The 18927-nt window shown below is 54.2% G+C and carries 22 protein-coding genes; 13 read left to right on the top strand and 9 right to left on the bottom strand.

From position 1 onward, the window contains the following. Window positions 1-116 precede the first annotated feature (116 nt). Window positions 117-974, top strand: coding sequence for an arginase family protein (locus ACYOR7_RS03735; protein ID WP_294805826.1), 858 nt, complete (start codon window positions 117-119; stop codon window positions 972-974). Here ACYOR7_RS03735 and ACYOR7_RS03730 read toward each other — a convergent pair. Continuing rightward, window positions 971-1219: a hypothetical protein gene (locus ACYOR7_RS03730; RefSeq protein WP_294805827.1), complete on the bottom strand. Its 249-nt coding sequence runs from the start codon at window positions 1217-1219 to the stop codon at window positions 971-973. The two genes, ACYOR7_RS03735 and ACYOR7_RS03730, sit on opposite strands and share 4 nt — an antisense overlap. Window positions 1220-1290: 71 nt before the next feature. Here ACYOR7_RS03730 and ACYOR7_RS03725 point away from each other — a divergent pair, with 71 nt between their 5' ends. Both ACYOR7_RS03725 and ACYOR7_RS03720 read left to right on the top strand, forming a co-directional pair. Continuing rightward, window positions 1291-1497: a hypothetical protein gene (locus tag ACYOR7_RS03725; RefSeq protein ID WP_294805828.1), complete on the top strand. Its 207-nt coding sequence runs from the start codon at window positions 1291-1293 to the stop codon at window positions 1495-1497. 39 nt (window positions 1498-1536) lie between these two features. After that, window positions 1537-3978, top strand: a complete 2442-nt coding sequence (locus tag ACYOR7_RS03720; RefSeq protein ID WP_294805830.1) for a heavy metal translocating P-type ATPase — start codon at window positions 1537-1539, stop codon at window positions 3976-3978. Here the strand turns inward: ACYOR7_RS03720 and ACYOR7_RS03715 are convergent. Next, a complete protein-coding gene (locus ACYOR7_RS03715) occupies window positions 3970-4155 on the bottom strand; it encodes a hypothetical protein (RefSeq protein WP_294805831.1) in 186 nt (61 codons plus the stop codon). The two genes, ACYOR7_RS03720 and ACYOR7_RS03715, sit on opposite strands and share 9 nt — an antisense overlap. A gap of 89 nt (window positions 4156-4244) precedes the next feature. Between ACYOR7_RS03715 and ACYOR7_RS03710 the strand changes: the two genes are divergently transcribed. Further along, the gene (locus ACYOR7_RS03710) at window positions 4245-4937 is read left to right on the top strand and encodes a PAC2 family protein (protein ID WP_479913148.1); all 693 of its coding nucleotides are present in this window, start codon (window positions 4245-4247) and stop codon (window positions 4935-4937) included. On the opposite strand, the gene ACYOR7_RS03705 is transcribed toward ACYOR7_RS03710, so the two are convergent. Both ACYOR7_RS03705 and ACYOR7_RS03700 read right to left on the bottom strand, forming a co-directional pair. Further along, entirely contained in the window at window positions 4934-5242 is a 309-nt protein-coding gene (locus ACYOR7_RS03705) for a hypothetical protein (RefSeq protein WP_479913147.1), read from the bottom strand. The two genes, ACYOR7_RS03710 and ACYOR7_RS03705, sit on opposite strands and share 4 nt — an antisense overlap. Before the next feature lie 49 nt (window positions 5243-5291). Continuing rightward, window positions 5292-7127, bottom strand: coding sequence for an ATP-dependent DNA ligase (locus ACYOR7_RS03700; protein WP_294808021.1), 1836 nt, complete (start codon window positions 7125-7127; stop codon window positions 5292-5294). A gap of 83 nt (window positions 7128-7210) precedes the next feature. Here ACYOR7_RS03700 and ACYOR7_RS03695 point away from each other — a divergent pair, with 83 nt between their 5' ends. After that, the gene (locus ACYOR7_RS03695; protein ID WP_294808024.1) at window positions 7211-7528 is read left to right on the top strand and encodes a MarR family transcriptional regulator; all 318 of its coding nucleotides are present in this window, start codon (window positions 7211-7213) and stop codon (window positions 7526-7528) included. Here the strand turns inward: ACYOR7_RS03695 and ACYOR7_RS03690 are convergent. Further along, a complete protein-coding gene (locus tag ACYOR7_RS03690) occupies window positions 7521-7898 on the bottom strand; it encodes a cyclophilin-like family protein (RefSeq protein ID WP_294808027.1) in 378 nt (125 codons plus the stop codon). The genes ACYOR7_RS03695 and ACYOR7_RS03690 overlap by 8 nt on opposite strands. 129 nt (window positions 7899-8027) lie before the next feature. Here ACYOR7_RS03690 and ACYOR7_RS03685 point away from each other — a divergent pair, with 129 nt between their 5' ends. Beyond that, window positions 8028-8441 (top strand): DNA-directed RNA polymerase subunit K, encoded by a 414-nt coding sequence (locus ACYOR7_RS03685; protein ID WP_294808030.1) that lies wholly within the window; start codon window positions 8028-8030, stop codon window positions 8439-8441. Between the two features lie 84 nt (window positions 8442-8525). After that, the gene (locus tag ACYOR7_RS03680; protein WP_294808033.1) at window positions 8526-9026 is read left to right on the top strand and encodes a hypothetical protein; all 501 of its coding nucleotides are present in this window, start codon (window positions 8526-8528) and stop codon (window positions 9024-9026) included. Here ACYOR7_RS03680 and ACYOR7_RS03675 read toward each other — a convergent pair. The 3 genes from ACYOR7_RS03675 to ACYOR7_RS03665 form a co-directional block, all read right to left on the bottom strand. Next, window positions 9023-9850, bottom strand: coding sequence for a helix-turn-helix transcriptional regulator (locus ACYOR7_RS03675; RefSeq protein WP_479913146.1), 828 nt, complete (start codon window positions 9848-9850; stop codon window positions 9023-9025). The genes ACYOR7_RS03680 and ACYOR7_RS03675 overlap by 4 nt on opposite strands. Window positions 9851-9898: 48 nt before the next feature. After that, window positions 9899-10117, bottom strand: coding sequence for a hypothetical protein (locus ACYOR7_RS03670; protein ID WP_294808039.1), 219 nt, complete (start codon window positions 10115-10117; stop codon window positions 9899-9901). 67 nt (window positions 10118-10184) lie between these two features. Further along, complete coding sequence (locus ACYOR7_RS03665) at window positions 10185-10589, bottom strand: transcriptional regulator (protein WP_479913145.1); 405 nt, start codon at window positions 10587-10589, stop codon at window positions 10185-10187. Between the two features lie 249 nt (window positions 10590-10838). Between ACYOR7_RS03665 and ACYOR7_RS03660 the strand changes: the two genes are divergently transcribed. The 3 genes from ACYOR7_RS03660 (at window position 10839) to lsrF (ending at window position 14589) form a co-directional block, all read left to right on the top strand. Further along, window positions 10839-12578 (top strand): discoidin domain-containing protein, encoded by a 1740-nt coding sequence (locus ACYOR7_RS03660; RefSeq protein ID WP_479913144.1) that lies wholly within the window; start codon window positions 10839-10841, stop codon window positions 12576-12578. A 91-nt stretch (window positions 12579-12669) separates the two neighbouring features. Next, the gene (locus tag ACYOR7_RS03655) at window positions 12670-13710 is read left to right on the top strand and encodes a zinc-dependent dehydrogenase (protein WP_479913143.1); all 1041 of its coding nucleotides are present in this window, start codon (window positions 12670-12672) and stop codon (window positions 13708-13710) included. Between the two features lie 33 nt (window positions 13711-13743). Continuing rightward, window positions 13744-14589 (top strand): 3-hydroxy-5-phosphonooxypentane-2,4-dione thiolase, encoded by an 846-nt coding sequence (gene lsrF, locus ACYOR7_RS03650; protein WP_294808288.1) that lies wholly within the window; start codon window positions 13744-13746, stop codon window positions 14587-14589. Here lsrF and ACYOR7_RS03645 read toward each other — a convergent pair whose 3' ends face one another. Next, window positions 14590-15000, bottom strand: coding sequence for a YybH family protein (locus ACYOR7_RS03645; RefSeq protein WP_479913142.1), 411 nt, complete (start codon window positions 14998-15000; stop codon window positions 14590-14592). 198 nt (window positions 15001-15198) lie between these two features. On the opposite strand from ACYOR7_RS03645, the gene ilvB reads away from it, so the two are divergent. The 3 genes from ilvB to ACYOR7_RS03630 are packed head-to-tail and all read left to right on the top strand — an operon-like array spanning window position 15199 to window position 18904. Beyond that, window positions 15199-16887, top strand: a complete 1689-nt coding sequence (gene ilvB / locus ACYOR7_RS03640) for a biosynthetic-type acetolactate synthase large subunit (RefSeq protein WP_294808054.1) — start codon at window positions 15199-15201, stop codon at window positions 16885-16887. Between the two features lie 8 nt (window positions 16888-16895). After that, the gene (ilvN, locus tag ACYOR7_RS03635) at window positions 16896-17396 is read left to right on the top strand and encodes an acetolactate synthase small subunit (protein WP_294808051.1); all 501 of its coding nucleotides are present in this window, start codon (window positions 16896-16898) and stop codon (window positions 17394-17396) included. After that, the gene (locus tag ACYOR7_RS03630) at window positions 17393-18904 is read left to right on the top strand and encodes a 2-isopropylmalate synthase (protein WP_479913141.1); all 1512 of its coding nucleotides are present in this window, start codon (window positions 17393-17395) and stop codon (window positions 18902-18904) included. Before ilvN ends, ACYOR7_RS03630 begins: the two co-directional genes overlap by 4 nt. The last annotated feature ends 23 nt before the right edge of the window (window positions 18905-18927 follow it).

Here is an 18927-nt window from a genome sequence, read left to right as displayed (position 1 = left end):
ATATGGGAGAGGGGCAGCTTTTGCCTCAAATTAAAGCTTGTTCAGGTACGTTGTGAAGGCCGTACACGCCAACAAGGGTGCGAAGTTAAAAGCAGGCTAGTACATGGTATGTGGCGTTGGCAAAGTTCCACCGCGCAAACGCCAAGAGTTTTGGCGACGCAAACGTCGTCGTGATGGGCGTGCCTGACGAGTCCAGGTCACACGCAACTCGCAGAGGCACAAACACGGCGCCGGACACCATACGCGCAATATCCGACGAGTCCGAGTTCTTTATGCGCGACGGAAAACTCATACCTACCGTCCCCATGCGCGGGACGCTGGAGGGCAAGCGCGTCTTTGATGCAGGAAACGTGCAGAGAGACAAGGTGTACGAGCAGGCGCGGAAAATAATCGAGGCGGGCAAGGTCCCCGTTACGCTTGGAGGCGACCACTCGCTTACCGCCGACGTGTTAAAGGCTGCAGGAAGCGCGCAGAAATTGGCACTCTTGTATTTTGACGCACACCCGGATTTCGTGTCGTCGGCAAGGAACTATTACGGCTCGGTGCTGACCGACTCGGCAGACTATATTGATTACAAAAAGAGCATGTTGGTAGGGACAAGGGCGGCAGAGCCGGAAGAGATTGAAAATGCCAAGAAGGCCGGCCTTGCAATGGTCACACCAATCGACATCACGGACTTTGGCGTGCACAATGTTGCAGAGATGATAAGGGAAAAGGTCGCAGGGAGTAGGGTGTACATTTCTGTCGACCTTGACTGTGTCGACCCGGCGTTTGCGCCCGGTGTTTCTGTGCCTTCGCCGGGCGGAGTTACCATCGCAGACCTGCTGTACCTGCTGACAAGCACGATAAGCAGCTGCGAGATCGTCGGCTTTGACATCGTGGAACTGTCGCCTGACTATGACGCAGATGGCCTTACCGCGGGCCTTGCGGCAAGGATACTGACCGAGTGCATCGCGTGTTTGAAAAATGCCTAGAACCTTTCGACTATTTCCTTGAGGCTGTCCGGAAGTTCTGGAAGTTCGGTGTGGCTGACGTTGTTCTGAATGATGTCGGGGCCTATCCTGCGCACCCTCTGTGTAGCAATAAGGGTGTCGATTCCCCTCTCGACGTCCTTTGTAGACAGTATGCCGTTCAGTTTTTCCTTGATGGTGTTTTCCGAGTCGTACTTGTTTATGGCGTACTGGAGCAGGGTGAGCTTGTCATTTGTCGAGAGCGACATGATGCCATTTGCAGGCGCACGGCTAATAAGAATTTTCAATGTTTTTATCATCTTGGGCGGCAATGCAGTACATGCCGGCTGTTGGCGAGCTAAAAGCCCTCTTGCAAAAAGGCTGCAAGGTACAAAAGGTGCAGCCTGCAGTCTTTGCGTCCGACGCGGAGGTCAACATAGTCATCGTGACCGTCGCGTGCCCTGACGGTGTTCACACAGTCAAGGCGTACAGGGAAGAAGCAAAAGAGCTGCGTGAATTTATCAGAAAACAGGCTTTACAATTGTAAGGTCCGGTAATTAAATAACCGGCTGCCGAAAAACCAGCCGTGGAGACAGAGGCAGGCGCCCAGGCAACAAAAAAGACGCTTCTCAAGATAGGCGGGATGCACTGCGCAGGGTGCGTCAGTTCCATCCAGAGGCGCGTCTCTGCAGTCGACGGCGTGTCGAGAGTCGAGGTCAACCTCGCAAGCGAAAAGGCGGCAGTCGAGTTTGATCCTGCAAAGATTGGCTTGCCCGACATTGAAAAAGCGGTCGAAGAAATAGGCTACAGGGTAGTCTATGAGAAGGTGTCGCTAAAGGTCGAGGGCATTACCGACTCGGCAGACGCCCAGAGGCTCGAAAGCGGGATTTCAAGGATGGAAGGCGTCAGGTCGGCATCTGCAAACTATGGAAATGCGCAGGTGCTTATCGAGTACAACCCCGCGCTTGTGTCGCTTGCCGACATCCGCAAAAAGGTAGGCGACTATGGCTACAGCGTTGTCGGCGAGAGCGCGCAGGCAAGCGCTCACGATGTCGAGGCTCGCAAACTCAAGGGCCTGTTTCTTCTCGGAGTTGCATTCACGATACCTGCCGTCTTGTTCAGCTATCCCGAAGTATTTTCGTTCCTGCCGCTTGCAGGGACAAACGCCGCAGCCTATATCGCCTTTGCAGCAGCGTCTATAGTCCAGTTTGTCACGGGAAGCAGGTTCTACTCTGGCGCTTTCAGGATAGCAAGGATGAAGTCTGCCAACATGGACACGCTCGTGGTCCTTGGCACGACTGCCGCGTACGCTTTCAGCGCGTACAACACGTTCCCGGCGCCAACGTGGCACGGCATCTACTACGACGCCTCATCGCTTGTCATCACGTTCATACTGCTTGGAAAATACCTTGAACTAAAAACAAAGGGCAGGACGGGCGCCGTTATACGCAAGATGCTAGAGCTCCAGCCCAAGGCAGCAAGGGTCAAAAAGGCTGACGGCTCCGAGATCGAGACGCCGGTTGAGCTGATACAGCCCGGCGACATCATAATAGTCAGGCCGGGTGAAAAGATACCCGTCGACTCGACGGTCGTGCAGGGCGAGTCCGCAGTCGACGAGTCGATGGCGACAGGCGAATCCGTGCCCGTGCACAAAAAAGCCGGCGATGGCGCGATCGGAGGCACCGTGAACAGGGAAGGGATGCTGCTTGTCAAGGCCACCAAGGTCGGCGCAGACTCTTTTCTCTCGCAGGTGGTGAAACTCGTCGAAGAGGCGATGGGCAAAAAACCGGCGATGCAGAAACTCGTGGACAAAGTCGCAGGGTATTTTGCGTACGCGGTGATGGCAATAGCCGTCGCGACCTTTGGTGCGTGGTACGCGCTTGCGGCAGGAGGAACAGAGGCGGCTATAATCCCGGCAGTCGCGATTCTGGTCGTGGCGTGCCCGTGCGCGCTCGGCCTTGCAACGCCCACCGCGATAATGGTCGGCATGGGCAAGGGCGCCTCGCACGGGGTGATATTCAAGAGCGGCGACGCAATAGAAGCCCTCAGCAAGGTCAGGGCAATCGTGTTTGACAAGACAGGCACGCTTACGCAGGGCAGGCCGCAGGTCACGGACGTGATACAGCTAAAGCAAGAGGTTGGCGCGCAAGGCCAGAGCGTGCCCGGCGGCGCAGGCGTGCTGCTCCTTGCCGCCACTGCAGAAAACTACTCGGAGCACCCACTTGCAAAAGCGATAATCGGCCACGCCAAGGGAGCAGGAATCGAGCCGGCAGAGGTGTCAGACTTTCAGGTGACTCCCGGTATGGGCGTGACTGCTGTTTGGGATGGCGCCACAGTCAGGGTGGGCAGCAGAGAGTTCATCGAACAGGCAGGCATAGGCACCGGCTCTTCCGTGCAGGCTGTGGAAAACCTGCAGGCGCAGGGCAAGACAGCGGTGCTAGTATCTGCAGGAAGCGACGTTATTGGAGTAATTGGCCTGATGGACGCGCCAAAGCCGGAGGCAAGGGAAGCGGTAGAGGCTCTAAAGAACCTAGGAATCGAGCCGGTGATGGTTACAGGCGACAACAGGAGGACTGCAGAGGAGATAGCCCGGCAAGTCGGCATAGAGCGGGTCTATGCTGGCGTGCTTCCGTCCGGCAAGGTTGACGCGATAGCCAAGATACGCAAGGCAGGCATGGTGGTGGCTATGGTGGGCGACGGCATCAACGACGCCCCCGCTCTGACTGCGGCCGACGTGGGCATGGCAATTGGCTCTGGCACGGACCTTGCCATAGAGGCAGGGAGCGTTGTGCTCGTGAAAAGCGACATTCGCGATGTGGTATCGGCTGTAGAGATTGCGAGAAAGACGGTGGGCAAGATAAAGCAGAACCTTGCGTACGCGTTTCTCTACAACGTCGTCCTGATACCGGTAGCGGCGATGGGGTTGCTCTATCCAGCTCTTGCGGGCCTCGCAATGGCCGCAAGCTCGGTGTCTGTGACTGCAAGCTCGCTTGCGCTCAAAAGGTGGAAACCGAGGCTGTCAAGCTAGCGGGTTCTTTTCTTCTTTTTTCTTTGAAAGGGAGAGAAGGCTGACCTTTTCTGCCTCGTCGTTTGCCCTGTACACTGATTCCTGCTGGCGGTGCAACTGCTCTTTTCGTGCCTTCCATCCGGCCATTGCCGCTTTGTGATCCCCGGAAAGATCGTCATTGCCTTCGCTACCAGTCAAGTCTCTACGCACCATTGGCAGCAGACCCTGATTTTTAATCTTTTATCCGGCTACACTTTTTTATCAGGCGCCTGCGGAAAGTACCCTATATGAAGGCCGTCAGGGTCGAGGATGCGGACATACGCAAGCCCATAGTCATAGCCGCCATGCAGGACATGGGCAACGTCGGGAGCATCGCCATCGACTTTGTAAACAAGAGCCTCGGCACGCGGCCGTTCAGGCATATTACAATTCCATTTCCAAACTATGTCGTGGATAACGGCGGGTACATCGACTTTCAGCGGGAAAAGTGGGAGTACAGGTACGGCTCTGACGGATCGGTGGTCGTGTTCGGGGGCGGGATGGGCCAGCCCCAGACCAATCAGGAGCTCTACGACTTGTGCCAAGACGTTATAGAAGTCGCAAGGCAGTATTCCGCCCAGCTCGTATACACGCTCGGCGCTTTTCACACCGACAGGAAATACGGCAAGAGTCCAAAGACCTTCTTCGCGGCAACGACGCAAGAGCTTGCAGGGCAGATACAGCGCCTTGGATTAGAGCCGACGCCCGGCTCGTCGCTCATCACAGGATTTAACGGCCTCATCTTGGGCCTTGCCAAGGAGGCCGGCCTGCAGGGAATAGGGCTGTACGCAGAGATCGACGACCCGCAGGTACCCCAGTTCCGCGCGGCAAAAAGCCTGCTTGCTACGCTAGAGAAACTGACGTACCAGAAATTCCGGGGCATGGAAGAACTTGACGAGATGGCTTCAAGGGTAGAAAGCGAAGGCAGTAACGATCTCTAGAGCTTTTTCAACTGCACGCCACTGTCAAGCCGATCTATCTTGCGGCAGATCATCTTGTACGAATCCACAATTTCGGCTTCTATGACCCCGGGAAGGTGCTGGATATTTGGAACATAGTTGCTGACGATGTAAAAATCGTGCACCCTGACCTCTACTGCAATGTCTTTGGCCTTCAGGTCGTCGGCGCCGGATTTCAGCGTTACCTGCAGCGCGCCGGCAAACTTTTTTTCAGTCTCTGTCGCAAGCGGGTAGCGGCCGGACCTTATAGAATCCTGAATCATGGCGCACAGCTCCGAGACCTTCATTATTATATTATCAATCCGGTGTAAACTGTAGGCGTAATTAACCTGCCGCTCACTCTTCTTCCCCTTCTTCTTTTTCCTTTTTCTTTTTCTCTACCTTTTCTTCTTCCGGCTTGGCGCCAGAGTGCACCTTTAGCTGGCGCCTATACATGGTCGCAATTTCGTCGGTGGTGGTCGCATCCTCTGGCTCCTTGTCGTCGCGGATCTTACCCGTGAACTTGGGGAACCGCAGTGCAAGGCCATAGCCATCTCTTATTGTGCCCATTGCCGCGGTGTGCGACGGGCTGAGTGTTATCTCTGACGCGATGACCTCGATTACTATCGCCGGCTCGAACCACACATCCATGTCCATGCCCGTGTCCACGCGGGCGTGCTTTTGGTGTATCACGTGCTTTTCCAGCTCGCGGTAAAACTGGTCAAGGTGCTCGTCGGTAAAGCCAGTCCCCACCTTTGTCACGCTCCGGAAAATGTCCTCCTTTGGGTCGTACGCCGCCAAAAGCAAAGCGCCGTACTTGCCCACGCGCCTTCCCCGGCCGTGTAGCGCGCCCACGATGACAAGATCAAGCGTGTCCGCTAGTTCCGTCCGGTATTCGCGTTTTAGCTTCACCCACAGGTACTCGCGCGCTCCTGCGCGGTACGTGCTAGACGGCATCTTTACCATGACTCCTTCGCAGCCGTTCTCTATTGCAGAAGCCATGAAGCGATCAATCTCACCAGGCTCTTTTGCAACTACCTGCGGCACTATTTTCAACATCGTCATGTCGTTATTCTTGTTCTTGTTATTGACGACCGTCTTTGCCAAGAGCTTTCTGCGCTCGTCGTACGAAAGTTCCGTCCGGCTCTTGCCGTCAAGGTAGAGCATGTCGAAAAGGTTGATGACGACTGGATAGTTTTCCATCGCCTCTTCAATACCGTGCTTGCGCCTTCGGTGCATGAGCTGCTGAAACGGCAGGTACTCGCCCGTCTGCAGATTTACCGCTACGACCTCGCCTTCCATTATCGCCTCCTTGCAGGCAAGCGACATTGCGGCCTTGCTCACGTCGGGGTAGTGGTCGGTTATCTTTTCTAGCCTGCGCGAAAATAGTTCGACGCGGTCCTTGCCCTTGTGTATCTGGACACGCTCGCCGTCCAGCTTGTACTCGACTGCGGCACGGCCATCCATGCGCTCCATTGCCTCTTCTGAAGTGGAGACGCGCTCGGCAAGCATCGGCCTTATCGGCTTGAACAGGGTTATCTGGACAGCCTTGACTGCGTCAAGACCTTTTGTTGCAAGCAGCTTGGCTACCGTGCCAAGGTCGCTTGAAACGTTGTAGGCGTTTTCAAGCGCCTTTCTGTTTGCCTTGTCGCCGGTAAATGCAAGGGCTAGCGCGTCAAGCACAGTATAGTCTGCGATGCCAAGACGCAGAGCCCCCATGACAAACTTCATGATGTAGCGCCCCTCTTCCGGCGTGGAATCGTTGAGCAGGCTTGCGACTAGGCGCAGTTTCGTCTCCTGCGACCCTGGTCCAGTGGTCTTGGCAATCTTGTCAAAAGTGCAGTAGACGCGCTCTACAGTCATCTGCTCTGAAAACAAGGTCGACTGGCCCTTTGACACCATGGCCTTGCCGGCGGTGTCGCCAATGTCGCCTGTGTCCCGGTATATTGTCTCAATCTCGGTCATGCCCCTGCCGGATGAGCTTGCTATGGCCCTGAGTGCCATGCGCTCTGCAAGGCCCATCTCTATTCCCTCATAGTCTGGGTACAGCTTGCCCTGTATGAGGTACGTCACCTTGTCTATCAGGTCCGCCGGCGTCTTTTTCAACAATGCAACTAGATGATCGGTAAGGGCCAGTCTGCTGGATGTCTGCTCCATCTTGCAAAACGTCTCTACCAGCGGCTGAAAGTCCACGGCTAGAGCTTGGGCGGTTCCCGCTTTAAGGTTTGTTTGAATATGAATATTAAAGGGGAAACCGGTAAAAGGGCAGATTACGAATGGGCGGAAACAAGAACAAGCCAGCAGCAAAACAGGACAAGGGCACGGCAGTGGGCCCGGCCGGCGAGATAAAGACGGCGGCAAAGGAAGAGAAGAAAAAGCCGCAGCAAAAGCAAAGGCTGGCAGTAACGATTGACGAGAACCAGGGCATGAAGGCCATCCAGAACATGAAGGCAATCACCGTTCAGTCGGTCGCAAAGGCCGCGGGAGTAAAGATCTCGGTGGCAAACTCGCTGGTAAAGACGCTTGAAGCGAAAGGAGTCGTCAAGAAGGTCGGCGGCTACAGCGGCCACAGGGTGTACGCCAAGGTCAAGTAGTAATAGTAGCCAGCCTTTTTACGGCTATAACGTCGCCTGCCTGCACGCCTTCAATGACTTTGATATTGCTTACTATTTTCCCTACCGCGTTCATCGCCTGCGTCGTGCAGTCTTTAACGATAAAGCAGATTGCGCCGTTTGACGGCAGAAAAGCAAGGTCTCCCCGCTTGAACTGCGTCCGCGTCTTTTCCGCTCCGATGACAAGCCCGGTCTCGATGTAGACGAACTTGTCCTCAAGCCTGTGCACCCTGTCCTGCACAGGCAGGCCCTTTAGCAGCGCGCTCGTAGTCAGCGGCGCAAGGTGGCGCACCAGCTCGCACTCGGCAGAGCCCTTGCCGGCGACTTCCGCCGCCAACCTGACCCTTGACACGGAACCAGCAGCCTGCACAAAGGCTGAAAAGCGCCGATGTAATGAAAACGTTTCTGGAAAAACCGCAGAAAAGCACCTTGAAAAATTCGCAACATTTAATTAGATAGCAACCAACTTTTCCATACATTCTTGGTAATCAAGCGCTTTACAAAAAAATCTGCTGCACGCAAGTCCTCCGCCTCCAAGACCAAGGGTAAAAAGGGTGCGGAGGCCGAAGTAGAGGAGACCAAGAAGTCGAACCGCCCGGCCGATGAGGTGGTGACTTATTCTGAGCAAGAGTACGAGCTAAAAGAAGTCCCTGCGCAGGGAAACAAGATTCTGATTGGCCTGCCATGGCTCACGAGGTTCGAGCGCGCAAGGATCACAGGGGCCCGTGCGCTGCAATTGTCGCTTGGCGCGCCGCCGCTGACAAAGCCGGACGGCGCCAACACTTCAATCGCGCTTGCGATGCTAGAGGTAGAGAAAAAGGCTCTCCCCATTTCCATACGCCGTGTATTGCCAAACGGCATGTATCAGGACATACCGATTGACTGGATGAAGTAGAAAAAGATCCAATCAATCCTCTGCATTTTGCATTTTTGGGCATATTTCCCTAATAGTACGAAAGACAATTGATGATTGCTACAAATGTTGCAGATGCATCTTCTAGCGGCAGGCATTCTGGCACTTGCAGCCTCGGCGCCGATAACTGCAAACGTTATTCCGCAAGCCCAAGCGCTACGCACAGTAGATGACGACTGGCCCGAAAAGCCGTGTCTTGACTCCCCGCCTTATTCAAAGTCCTACCTCAAAGAGGTATGGCAAAAGTACTATGACTACAAAGGCAAAGAACGGATGGAGATGAAAAAGGTGGCAATGGATCAAGCAATCAAGGATGGGAAACTAAAAGAGTGGATCGAAGATGGGGACACTTTGAACTATCATGCCAATTACAATACGTATTTCTATTACTACATAAGCGACCAGGTACCTGACATGTACAACTCTTCTTGGATGGTCAGAAATGACGTAGCTGATATTACATACGGGATCGATGATCCAACATCATTTATCGTGCTTGCAGGGATTTGTACTGCAGGCTTGTTGGCAGCATTTTACACTGTCAAGAAAATACACAAAAATAGCTAGATCTCTTTCAGGTGCGTTTCATCAAATATGTCCGAGCCGTACCAGCGGTACCGGAAATAGTCTAGGCACCATTCGTGGAAGAGCTTGTCGGTGCTGGAAAATATCATGTTCATGTCGGTTTCCCCCTTTTGGTTTGGGAACATGACTGCCGCCTGCTTTTCGTTCAGGATGACTGCTACCTGCACCCTGTCCACCATCCTGCGCTCTATTGCACCTTTTGTCAACAGTTCGTTGTGACCCAGCTTTTTCAGCAGATCCTTTCGTCCCTTTGGGATTATGACGTTCTGCGGCAGGACATAGCTGTATTTCACGCCTTTCTCCTTGACCCTGCTGAGCGCAGGCTCGATAAGGTCGATGGGCACCTGAGGCACTATTTCGTAGATGTACTCGTCAGCCTCTCTGTAGATGTCCTTCCAGCGCTCCAGTATAGCGACTACACCCTTGACAAACTCGCATCTGTCCAGCGCGCCAAGCCTCATTATGAACTTGAACGGAAGCTCGCCTAGGATGTGCTCGGAAAAGTACTCCTTGTGCTTTGAGAGATAGTTGAACGTGGGGATCTGCTTGATTATCGTGTTGCCAAAGGTCGTGAGCGAGAATATGCCCTCGGGGTCCTTCTCTATCAGGCCGGCGTCTTGGAGGCGGTTGACGTTTCTATGGGCCTCCTGCATGGTTATGTTGAGGTCCTTGGCAAGCTGCGAGATCTTGGCCTTTTTCTCGTTTAGCCGGAACAATATTGAAAGGCGCTGCTCGCTTGCAAGCTCGAAAAACGTCTTTTCAGTGTTGGAGTAGGCGCTTACAAGGTCCTCGTCCTGGGCTGGCATGGATGATAAAGCAAAAGGCCGACATCATTTTAAGCGTTGCCGGCTAAGTTAGTGGTGGCTTGAGTGTTCCTCTGTGTGCGGGCGGGAGCGGTTGTTCCTGATTGTGTATGCGCCAAGCACGATGAGGGCGATGCCGACAGCAATAAGGACGATGGCTGCAGGTATTGCGGCTACCCACGTCTTGTTCACCTGTGCTGCGAACATGAAAAGTGCTCCGAGAATGGTCAGGGCGGCACCTGCGATTGCTTCGCCGTTTATGCGTTCCATGATTATTGAATGGAAAATCACTACAGACTGTATATTAATTTTTGTCAGAGGCGATTGCTAACGCTCGCTATTGCTCGCGAATGAGTGTGCCCCTGCACTGCTCGCATATAGTCTCGTCGATGTTGGACTCGATGCTGTGGTGCACGTCGCATATGAGGAGCGAGTAGCGCATATAGTTCGTCAGGCCCACGAATTTTGCAAGTGTGCTTGGAGTATACGCCTTGTTGGTAGAAAGTTCGCGCGCAATGTCGTCAATCATGCGCATCACCTCGCGAATTCCTTCCAGCTTCAGGATGAGTTCAAGGTCGCCCCTCGTCCCCCTTACATAGTTGCTGACTGCGGCCTGCGTGATGCCAAGCACTCTTGCGACGTCTTCCTCCTTGAGCAGGTATTCCCTTATCAGCTTCTTGGCAAGGATGGCCCTTACCGCAGGGATGAGCGATTTGGCCTCTATCTCAGAAGGGAGAAGCATTGCAGACAGGAGCAACTTTGGCTTTTTTTCTATTTAAAGGTTGTTTGAACGGACTTGTTCATACACCGGATGCAGTTGCCGCAGGGTCGGCAAGTAATGTGAATTACCTAGAAGAAATGGGACATGCAGATATATCGCTTGTTTGTTTAAAAAGAATATTGTTACTGCAGCTATCTAGCACAAAAAATCCATAGAACTGGCTTACCTAAAGTTATTAATGAATTATCTACTTGCGACCCCCACACCACCATGCGAATTTCAGCAACGGTGAACCACCCAACGAAAACTCCGGACAGAAGCAGCATCGGCAAGCGACTGGTTTTTTTCATGTCTGGCGCGATCCTGATGCTGGCTCTGCCGGCAGCTACAGGTACAATCCCTTATGCAAGCGCGGCTCCGGTCTGCGCGGTGTTGCAAGTAACAAAAGTAATAGCATCGGGAAACGACGGGAACGTACCAAAAAACGCTATTGACGGCAAGCTTGGGACGAGATGGTCGAACCTTGGCAAAGGCTCGTGGATTACAGCGGACCTCGGAGGACTCGTGAACGTCTGCTATATCGACGTGGCCTGGTACAAGGGAAACCAAAGGCAGAACGCTTTTGTCATATCGCATTCGTCTGACGGCGAAACATACATCCCGGACTATTCTGCCAAAAGCTCAGGTACGAGCGCGGGCCTTCAGAGGTACGACTTTCCAGACATCAGCGCAAGGTACGTCAGGATTATCGTGAACGGCAACACTGAGAACGAATGGGCATCCATCACAGAGATCAAGGTGTACGGGTACGTTCCAGGAGGCGGCGCGCAGGACGTGATCAAGCCTTTCATAGCCATAGATCAGCCTACAGACAAAAGCGAGATAGTTGCGGCGTCATCTTCTTCCACCACGGCCGCAGTCAGCCTTAATGGCAGGGCGTCCGATACGGGTAGCGGTATAAAACTGGTCGAGGTCAGGACGGAAAGCAGCGCCTACCAGCCAGCGACACCAAAGACTCTGGGAGATTGGTCGACATGGACCCAGGCCCGCACGTTGTCGATTGGAAGCCATCAGATAACCGCACGCGCGACTGATAACGCCGGAAACCAGCAGGTGTTTGCCATTTCGGTAAAGGTCTCCAAGCCGGCCACGACACCACCTCAGGTAATAATACCAGGCCCCACGACTTCTAAAGACAAGTTTGGCATCACAAAGCTAAACCCGACAGCCGCAGGAGGAATAGAGTGGTCGTCGAGCTGGGACAACGGGCACGCACGGACAATCGGCAATGCGATAGACCCTGACGACAGATGGTTTGATACCGCACATGGAGAAGGAAGGTATGCAATCGATGGCAAGGGCACGTTGACCGCGTCAGGCGACACCGTCAGGATGTATGTCCACGATCCTGCCAAGGTAAGAGAATGGTCAGAGAACCTGGAAATAACGATGTACGTCAAGAGGATAAGCGAGACACAGGTCGTGGATTATTCCGGCCTCCAGGTGTTTGCGCGCACAAACCATGGCACGAACGCCAACGAAGAAGTGAACCTCTGCGATGACAGGGGCTACGGCGGCCTGGTGAACATCAATGGCGACTGGTCGTTTGAAAAAGAAACGGCACATCATCTAGACAACGGCTATGCGGGCGCGGCAGACCAGAGGCCGTCAGGCGACCTTCCAAAGAACACATGGGTAGGCTTCAAGTACGTCCTTCGCAACATGGACGGAGGAACGAAGGTAAAGCTAGAGCTGTACCGCGACACGACCGGCGGCGTAAACGGCGGCAACTGGCAAAAGGTGACAGAATTCATAGATAACGGCAAGAACTTTGGCGACGGCCACGGCGCCTGCAGGTCCGGCGTGAATCCTGCGCTGCCTCTAATACACTCGTTCATAAACGCCAGCAGCGAGTCGAAGAAGCCCATGCTTTCCGTCTACGCAAGGCACGAATTCGGGACGATGGCGTACTCGGACTTTACAATCAGGGAGATAAACCCCCTCTCCTAACTTTTTTTCTTTCTTAAGATTTTTTTGTTTTTGCTGCAAACTTGCCTGATTCAAACGCTATTTATAGACCGCCGGCGTATTCCCAAAAGGCATGAAGGCGGTTTTTGTAAAGGGCCACAGCGCCGTTTCAGTCGACGAGATAAAGACTCCAGAGATTGTAGGTGAGGGCGACGTGCTAGTGCGGATGCGCGCCTGCGGCCTCTGCGGCTCGGACCTTGAGAAGGTCTACGGTGAGTATGGCATGGCGTCAGGCAGACTTGGCCACGAGCCGGCCGGCGAGGTGGTTGCAGTCGGCAAGAACACAAGGGGCTTTGCGCCCGGCGACCGCGTCTTTATACACCACCACGTGCCGTGCTACTCCTGCCACTATTGCCTGCACGGCGACTATACCATGTGCCCCGAGTACCAGAAGAGCAACATTTCGCCCTGCGGCCTTGCAGAGCAGTTTCTGGTGCCCGAGTGGAACGTGTCGAGGGGCGGCCTGATAAAACTTCCAGCAGGCATGACGTTTGACGAGGCGTCGCTCGTTGAGCCATTGGCTTGCTGCATCAGGGCGTGGAACAAGTGCAATTTCCAGCACGGCGACGACGTCGCGGTGCTTGGCGCCGGCCCAGCTGGTCTGATGCACGTCATCTTGGCAAAGGCATTTGGCGCGGGCAGGGTGTTTGTTTCCGACATCAACGATTTCAGGCTTGGCTTTGCCAAGAAATATGGCGTTGAGATATTCAACTCTATTGCGGTTCCCGACCTTACCCAGAAAATCAAAGAGCAAACTGACGGGCGGGGGGTCGACGTTGCAATAGTCGCAACCGGCAGCACAAAGGCGCTCTTGCAGTCGTTTGACATGACAAGGCGCGCCGGCAAGATAGTGATGTTTGGCGTGCCTTCCAAGGGCTCGGCAATGTCGTACGACATGAGCAAGCTGTACTCAAACGAGCATTCGCTCATCCCAAGTTATGCTGCATCAGAGGTCGAGACGAACCAGGCGATAAAACTGATGGCCGAAAAGCGCATAGACATTGCGTCTCTCATCACGCATCGTTTTGACATCAACGACGCGTCAGAGGCGATAAAATGCGCGCACGAGGCCAAGGACGCGATGAAGGTCATCGTGACCACGGGGAATATATAAATAATAAAAACAGCCATTGCCCGCCGATAGTAAATGGACTGGGGAATGAAAAACCGCCTTTCAAAGATAATCCGCCCTCAAGACGGCCGCTGCCTCATGCTTGCAGTCGACCACGGCTATTTCCTTGGCCCAACAGAGCGACTGGAAAACGCCACCGAGACAATAGCCCCGCTTCTCCCGTACGCCGATTCTCTCATGCTTACCCGCGGCATTCTGCGCAACTGCGTCCCCGCAGAGCGTGACATACCGATAGTGCTCCGCGTCTCCGGCGGGACGAGCATCGTCGGCGAGGACCTGTCGAAGGAGACGATAACGACCTCCATCGAGGAAGCAATAAGGATGAACGTGTCGTGCCTTGCGCTTTCAATATTTGTCGGGAGCAAATATGAACATCAAACATTGGCAAGCCTTGGCAGGCTCGTCGACGAGGGAGAGAAATACGGCATCCCGGTGCTTGCAGTCACCGCGGTAGGAAAGGAGATGGGCCGCGACGCCCGCTACCTCGGACTTGCGTGCAGGGTCGCGGCAGAGCTTGGCGCGCATGTGGTCAAGACGTACTATTGCGACAACTTTGAAAAGGTCGTCGAGGCGTGCCCAGTGCCGCTGGTCGTGGCAGGAGGAAAAAAGCTTCCAGAGATGGACGCACTGAAACTCGCGCACGACTCTGTCACGCACGGTGCATCAGGAGTGGACATGGGCAGGAACATCTGGCAGTCAGACTACCCCGTTGCCATGGTAAAGGCAGTCAAGGCAATCGTGCACGGCAAGGCAGACGTCAAGGAGGCGTATGACATATTCCTGCGCGAGCGCGAAAAAGCCAAGACAAAAGAGCCGCAAAAGGTAGTCAAGGCGATAAGCAGATCGGCGGACTTTGACTGACTAACCCGGCATCTTTGAAAAGTGCTGGTGGAGCATCTTCCACCCGCCGCTCTTTTTGTCCTTTTGGAGCACGATTGTGACGCGCGACTTGTTGTTGATTGCAGTCCCGCGGAAACTGTAATCGTCGACTATGATCCCGGTGCTTTCAAGCGCAAACGTCGCGACAGCGGCATCGTCGCCCACTAGCTCAATCTTTAGGTCGTTTATCTTGAAGTCATAGTCAGAGATGCTTGCAAACTGCAACTGTTCCAACATTAGCGCCCTGTCGATGTCGCGCAGGTCGTACGGCGGCGAGTCGCCAAACTTTGTAAACCGCTCGGCGAAAAAGTCAGGCAATCCCTCTATCTCCTTGCTCTTGGCTATCTGGAAATATTTGTAAATCAGGTCCCTGATTTTAGCGGAATTCGTCACGGACAATATAATGTTCATTGGCAGTTAGAGCACAAAACTTTATAAATTATATCACTACAATCCATTCTGGATGCCCCACACAGGCAGCGAATGTTCTAGGCACAAAGTTAAGATTCTGGTCCTGCTGCTACTTGCCTAGACAAATCTCTGCTGACCAGCGGGCATTTGTCTTCAAAAATCATGGTGATAATGTAAAAAATGGTTGAAATGACCGGCGCAAAAGCGTTGATCCATGCCCTTGAGAAGGAGGGCGTAGACGTAGTCTTTGGACTTCCCGGCGGGGCAAATCTTCCGATATACGACGCGCTCGTAGGCGCAAACCTCCGCCACATACTCGTCAGGCACGAGCAGTCCGCCGCGCACATGGCAGACGGCTATGCCAGGATAAAGAGAAAATCCGGCGTGTGCTTTGCCACCTCCGGCCCGGGAGCCACCAACATCATCACCGGCCTTGCCACCGCCCACGCCGATTCCATACCAATGGTGGCAGTGACGGGCCAAGTGGCGCTTCCGATGATAGGCAAGGACGCTTTTCAGGAAACAGACATCATCGGCATTGCAAACCCCTGCACGAAATACTCTTTCCAGCCAAGGATGCCCGGCGAGATCCCCGAGATGGTCAAAAAGTCGTTCTACATCGCCGAGAGCGGGAGGCCGGGACCGGTGCTTATCGACATTCCAAAAGACGTGCAGCAGCAGAGCGCGGACATGAAGTTTCCCGATCTCATCAAAGTGAGAGGCTACAACCCCGTGGTGGATGCAGACCTTTCAGAGGTTGGAAAAGCCGCGGAGCTCATCTTGAAGGCCGAGCGCCCAATCATCTTGGCAGGTGGCGGCGTCATACTCTCTGGCGCGTTTGCCGAGCTCCAGACGCTTGCAGAGCTCCTCATGATACCCGTGGTGACTACGTTCAAGGGCAAGGGCGCGTTCCCCGAGAACCACCCGCTTGCGATGGGCCCGATAGGTATGCATGGCCACGCAGAGGCAAACAAGATAATCATTGAGGCAGACTGCATAATTGCAGTCGGGTCTAGGTTCTCCGACAGGTCGGTGGGCCGCTTTGACGAGTTTGGCAAGGGCATGAGCATCATCCACATGGACATCGACCCGGCAGAGATTGGCAAGAACAAGTCGGTCGACGTGGCGATAGTGGGCGACGTGAAATCGTCGCTCCGCACGCTGGTAAAACTGCTTACGAAAAAGGTGACAAAGAGAGACCCGGAGAACCCCTGGCTCAAGCGCAGAAAGGAGCTTGTACAGTATTTCGCAGAGAACCTCAAGGACTACCCCCGCGAGATAACTGCCAAAAAGTCGCTCAAAAAGTTGCGCGAGCTTTTGCCAGCGCAGGGCATAGTGACAACCGAGGTAGGCCAGTGCCAGATGTGGGCCTCGCTCCACTTTGACGTGATAGCGCCCGGCACGTTCTTTAGCTCGACCGGGCTTGGCACGATGGGCTTTGGATTTCCGGCGTCGATAGGAGCCAAGGCGGCAAGGCCAGAGGTGCCGGTGGTAGACATTGCCGGCGACGGCTCGTTCAACATGACCGAAAACTCGCTTGCAGTGTCGGTGATTGAAAAGCTGCCGGTCATTGTATTTCTCATGAACAACTATATGCTCGGCATGGTGGCGCAGTGGCAGCGCACGTTCTACAACCGCAGGTACAGCGGCGTGCACCAGCACCAGTGCCCCGACTATGTCAAGGTGGCAGAGGCGTACGGCGCGCAGGGCATCCGCGCCCAGTCGATGGCAGAGCTTGAAAAGGCAATCAAGACCGCGATAAAAAGCGACGTGGCGACCGTAATCGACATACCGATCGACCCTGACGAGGACGTGTACCCGTTCGTGGCGCCGGGTTCAAGCCTCAAGGACATGATAACAGGAGGCTAGAAGAACACATGGAGAACAACAACGAGCTCTACATCGTGTCAGCAATAGTCGAGAACAAGCCCGGCGTCCTATTCCGCGTGACGAACCTTTTCAGGGCGCGCAACTTTAACATCGAGTCGATAACCGTGGGCACGACCGAGCAGCAGGACCTTTCCCGCATGACAATAACCACCAACAGTGACGAAAAGACGCTTGACCAGCTTGTCAAGCAGTTGAGAAAGCTAATAGACGTGGTCGAGGTCAAGGTCCTCGATACTGACAAGACAGTGTACCGCGAGCTAGCGCTGATAAAGATGAAGGCAGTCGACCCGACGACTAGGAGCGAGATAATGAACTATGCCAACATTTTCAGGGGCAACATACTCGACATCGGCAAGGAGACGATAACAGTAGAGATAACAGGCACCCCTGACAAGATAGATGCCTTTAAGAATCTGGTCGACCAATACGGAATAACGCAGCTGGCAAGGACAGGCGTATCGGCATTGCCAAGAGGGGTTGAACTTTGAGCGGCGCGCAAAAAGTAAGGATTTTCGACACGACACTTCGCGATGGCGAGCAGTCGCCGGGCGTGACAGTCACTCCGGAGCAAAAAGTGCACATTGCCCAGAAACTCGACGAGCTTGGGGTGGACGCAATCGAGGCAGGGTTCCCGGTGGTATCGACAGGCGAAATGTACGCGGTCAAGACGATAGCAAACTCGGGGCTAAAGGCAGAGGTCTGCGGCCTTGCGCGCGCAGTCGACGCAGACATTGATGCGGCCATAAAGTGCGACTTGAAGTACGTGCACACATTCATCGCGACTTCCGACATACACATGCAGTACAAGTTAAAGATGACCCGCGAGCAGGTGCTTGAAAGAGCGGTGCACGCAGTCGAGTACACCAAAAAGCACGGCCTCAGAGTGGAATTTTCAGCAGAAGACGCCACCAGATCAGACAGGGCGTTTTTGATAAAGGTGTTCAGCGCAGTAGCGCAGGCGGGAGCCGACAGGGTCGACATACCCGACACCGTGGGATATTCGACGCCGCAGTACATCACCGAGCTTGTCAAGGAGGTCAACCAAGCGACGCGGCTTCCAATAAGTATGCACTGCCACGACGACTTTGGGCTTGCGGTAGCAAACTCGATAGCAGGCATCAACGCCGGCGCTGCTTGCGCGCACGTCACGATAAACGGCCTTGGCGAGCGGGCGGGCAACGCGTCGCTCGAAGAGTTTGTCATGGCGCTCCAGTGCCTCTATAAAAAAGAGCACAACATCAAGACGCAGTTGCTCTACGAGACTTCTAAGTTCGTCTCCAACACGATGGGAATAATCGTCCAGCCAAACAAGGCGATAATCGGCGAGAATGCCTTTGGCCACGAGTCAGGAATCCACACCCATGGCGTCCTCAACAACCCGCTTACCTACGAGCCCATCAGCCCGGAGCTTGTTGGGAGAAAGCGCTGGCTCCAGGCAGGCAAGCACGCCGGCGCGCACGGCATCAGGGCGATGCTTGAGGAATTTGGCATAAACCCGTCAGAAGATCAATTGAAGATAATCGTGGAAAAGCAAAAAGACATCGCCGACAAGGGCAGGGCAGTCACGACTGCCGACTTGCTTAACATCGCCGGCGAGGTGATGCACAACTCACAGTTTGAGGAGCGATTCAAGCTCTACGACTTTCAAATATTTACCGGTATGCACACCATACCGACGGCAGTCATTAGGCTCAATGCGGAGGGCAAAGATCTAATCGCGTCGGACACGGGTGTAGGCCCGGTGGACGCGGCATTGAAGGCAATACAAAAAATAGCATCGGACGTCGCAAGCATCAAGATACGCGAGTACAAGCTCGACTCCATTTCTGGAGGCTCGGACGCGCTTGCAGAGGTGTCGGTCAAGGTTGAGGACAAGAACGGCAACATCGTCTCTGCAAGAAAAGCCAACGAGGACATTGTCGTCGCGTCCGTGGAGGCAATGATGGACGCAATCAACAAGGTACTTCTGAAAAAAATGCTCTATTCCAAGAGCTAATATAAGCACCTCCCCACCACCAG

It is taken from the genome of Candidatus Nitrososphaera sp. 86-2 (assembly GCF_056726185.1).
This window is presented reverse-complemented; position numbering and strand designations above follow the sequence as displayed.

What these genes read in the sequence shown, in the direction of transcription:
- lsrF (WP_294808288.1), top strand. Translation starts at nt 13,744, where the DNA reads ATGGACTGGGGAATGAAAAACCGCCTTTCAAAGATAATCCGCCCTCAA.
- ilvN (WP_294808051.1), top strand. Translation starts at nt 16,896, where the DNA reads ATGGAGAACAACAACGAGCTCTACATCGTGTCAGCAATAGTCGAGAAC.
- ilvB (WP_294808054.1), top strand. Translation starts at nt 15,199, where the DNA reads ATGGTTGAAATGACCGGCGCAAAAGCGTTGATCCATGCCCTTGAGAAG.
- ACYOR7_RS03660 (WP_479913144.1), top strand. Translation starts at nt 10,839, where the DNA reads ATGCGAATTTCAGCAACGGTGAACCACCCAACGAAAACTCCGGACAGA.
- ACYOR7_RS03670 (WP_294808039.1), bottom strand. Translation starts at nt 10,117, where the DNA reads ATGGAACGCATAAACGGCGAAGCAATCGCAGGTGCCGCCCTGACCATT.
- ACYOR7_RS03725 (WP_294805828.1), top strand. Translation starts at nt 1,291, where the DNA reads ATGCCGGCTGTTGGCGAGCTAAAAGCCCTCTTGCAAAAAGGCTGCAAG.
- ACYOR7_RS03680 (WP_294808033.1), top strand. Translation starts at nt 8,526, where the DNA reads ATGTTGCAGATGCATCTTCTAGCGGCAGGCATTCTGGCACTTGCAGCC.
- ACYOR7_RS03665 (WP_479913145.1), bottom strand. Translation starts at nt 10,589, where the DNA reads ATGCTTCTCCCTTCTGAGATAGAGGCCAAATCGCTCATCCCTGCGGTA.
- ACYOR7_RS03695 (WP_294808024.1), top strand. Translation starts at nt 7,211, where the DNA reads ATGGGCGGAAACAAGAACAAGCCAGCAGCAAAACAGGACAAGGGCACG.
- ACYOR7_RS03705 (WP_479913147.1), bottom strand. Translation starts at nt 5,242, where the DNA reads ATGAAGGTCTCGGAGCTGTGCGCCATGATTCAGGATTCTATAAGGTCC.
- ACYOR7_RS03655 (WP_479913143.1), top strand. Translation starts at nt 12,670, where the DNA reads ATGAAGGCGGTTTTTGTAAAGGGCCACAGCGCCGTTTCAGTCGACGAG.
- ACYOR7_RS03730 (WP_294805827.1), bottom strand. Translation starts at nt 1,219, where the DNA reads ATGTCGCTCTCGACAAATGACAAGCTCACCCTGCTCCAGTACGCCATA.
- ACYOR7_RS03675 (WP_479913146.1), bottom strand. Translation starts at nt 9,850, where the DNA reads ATGCCAGCCCAGGACGAGGACCTTGTAAGCGCCTACTCCAACACTGAA.
- ACYOR7_RS03710 (WP_479913148.1), top strand. Translation starts at nt 4,245, where the DNA reads ATGAAGGCCGTCAGGGTCGAGGATGCGGACATACGCAAGCCCATAGTC.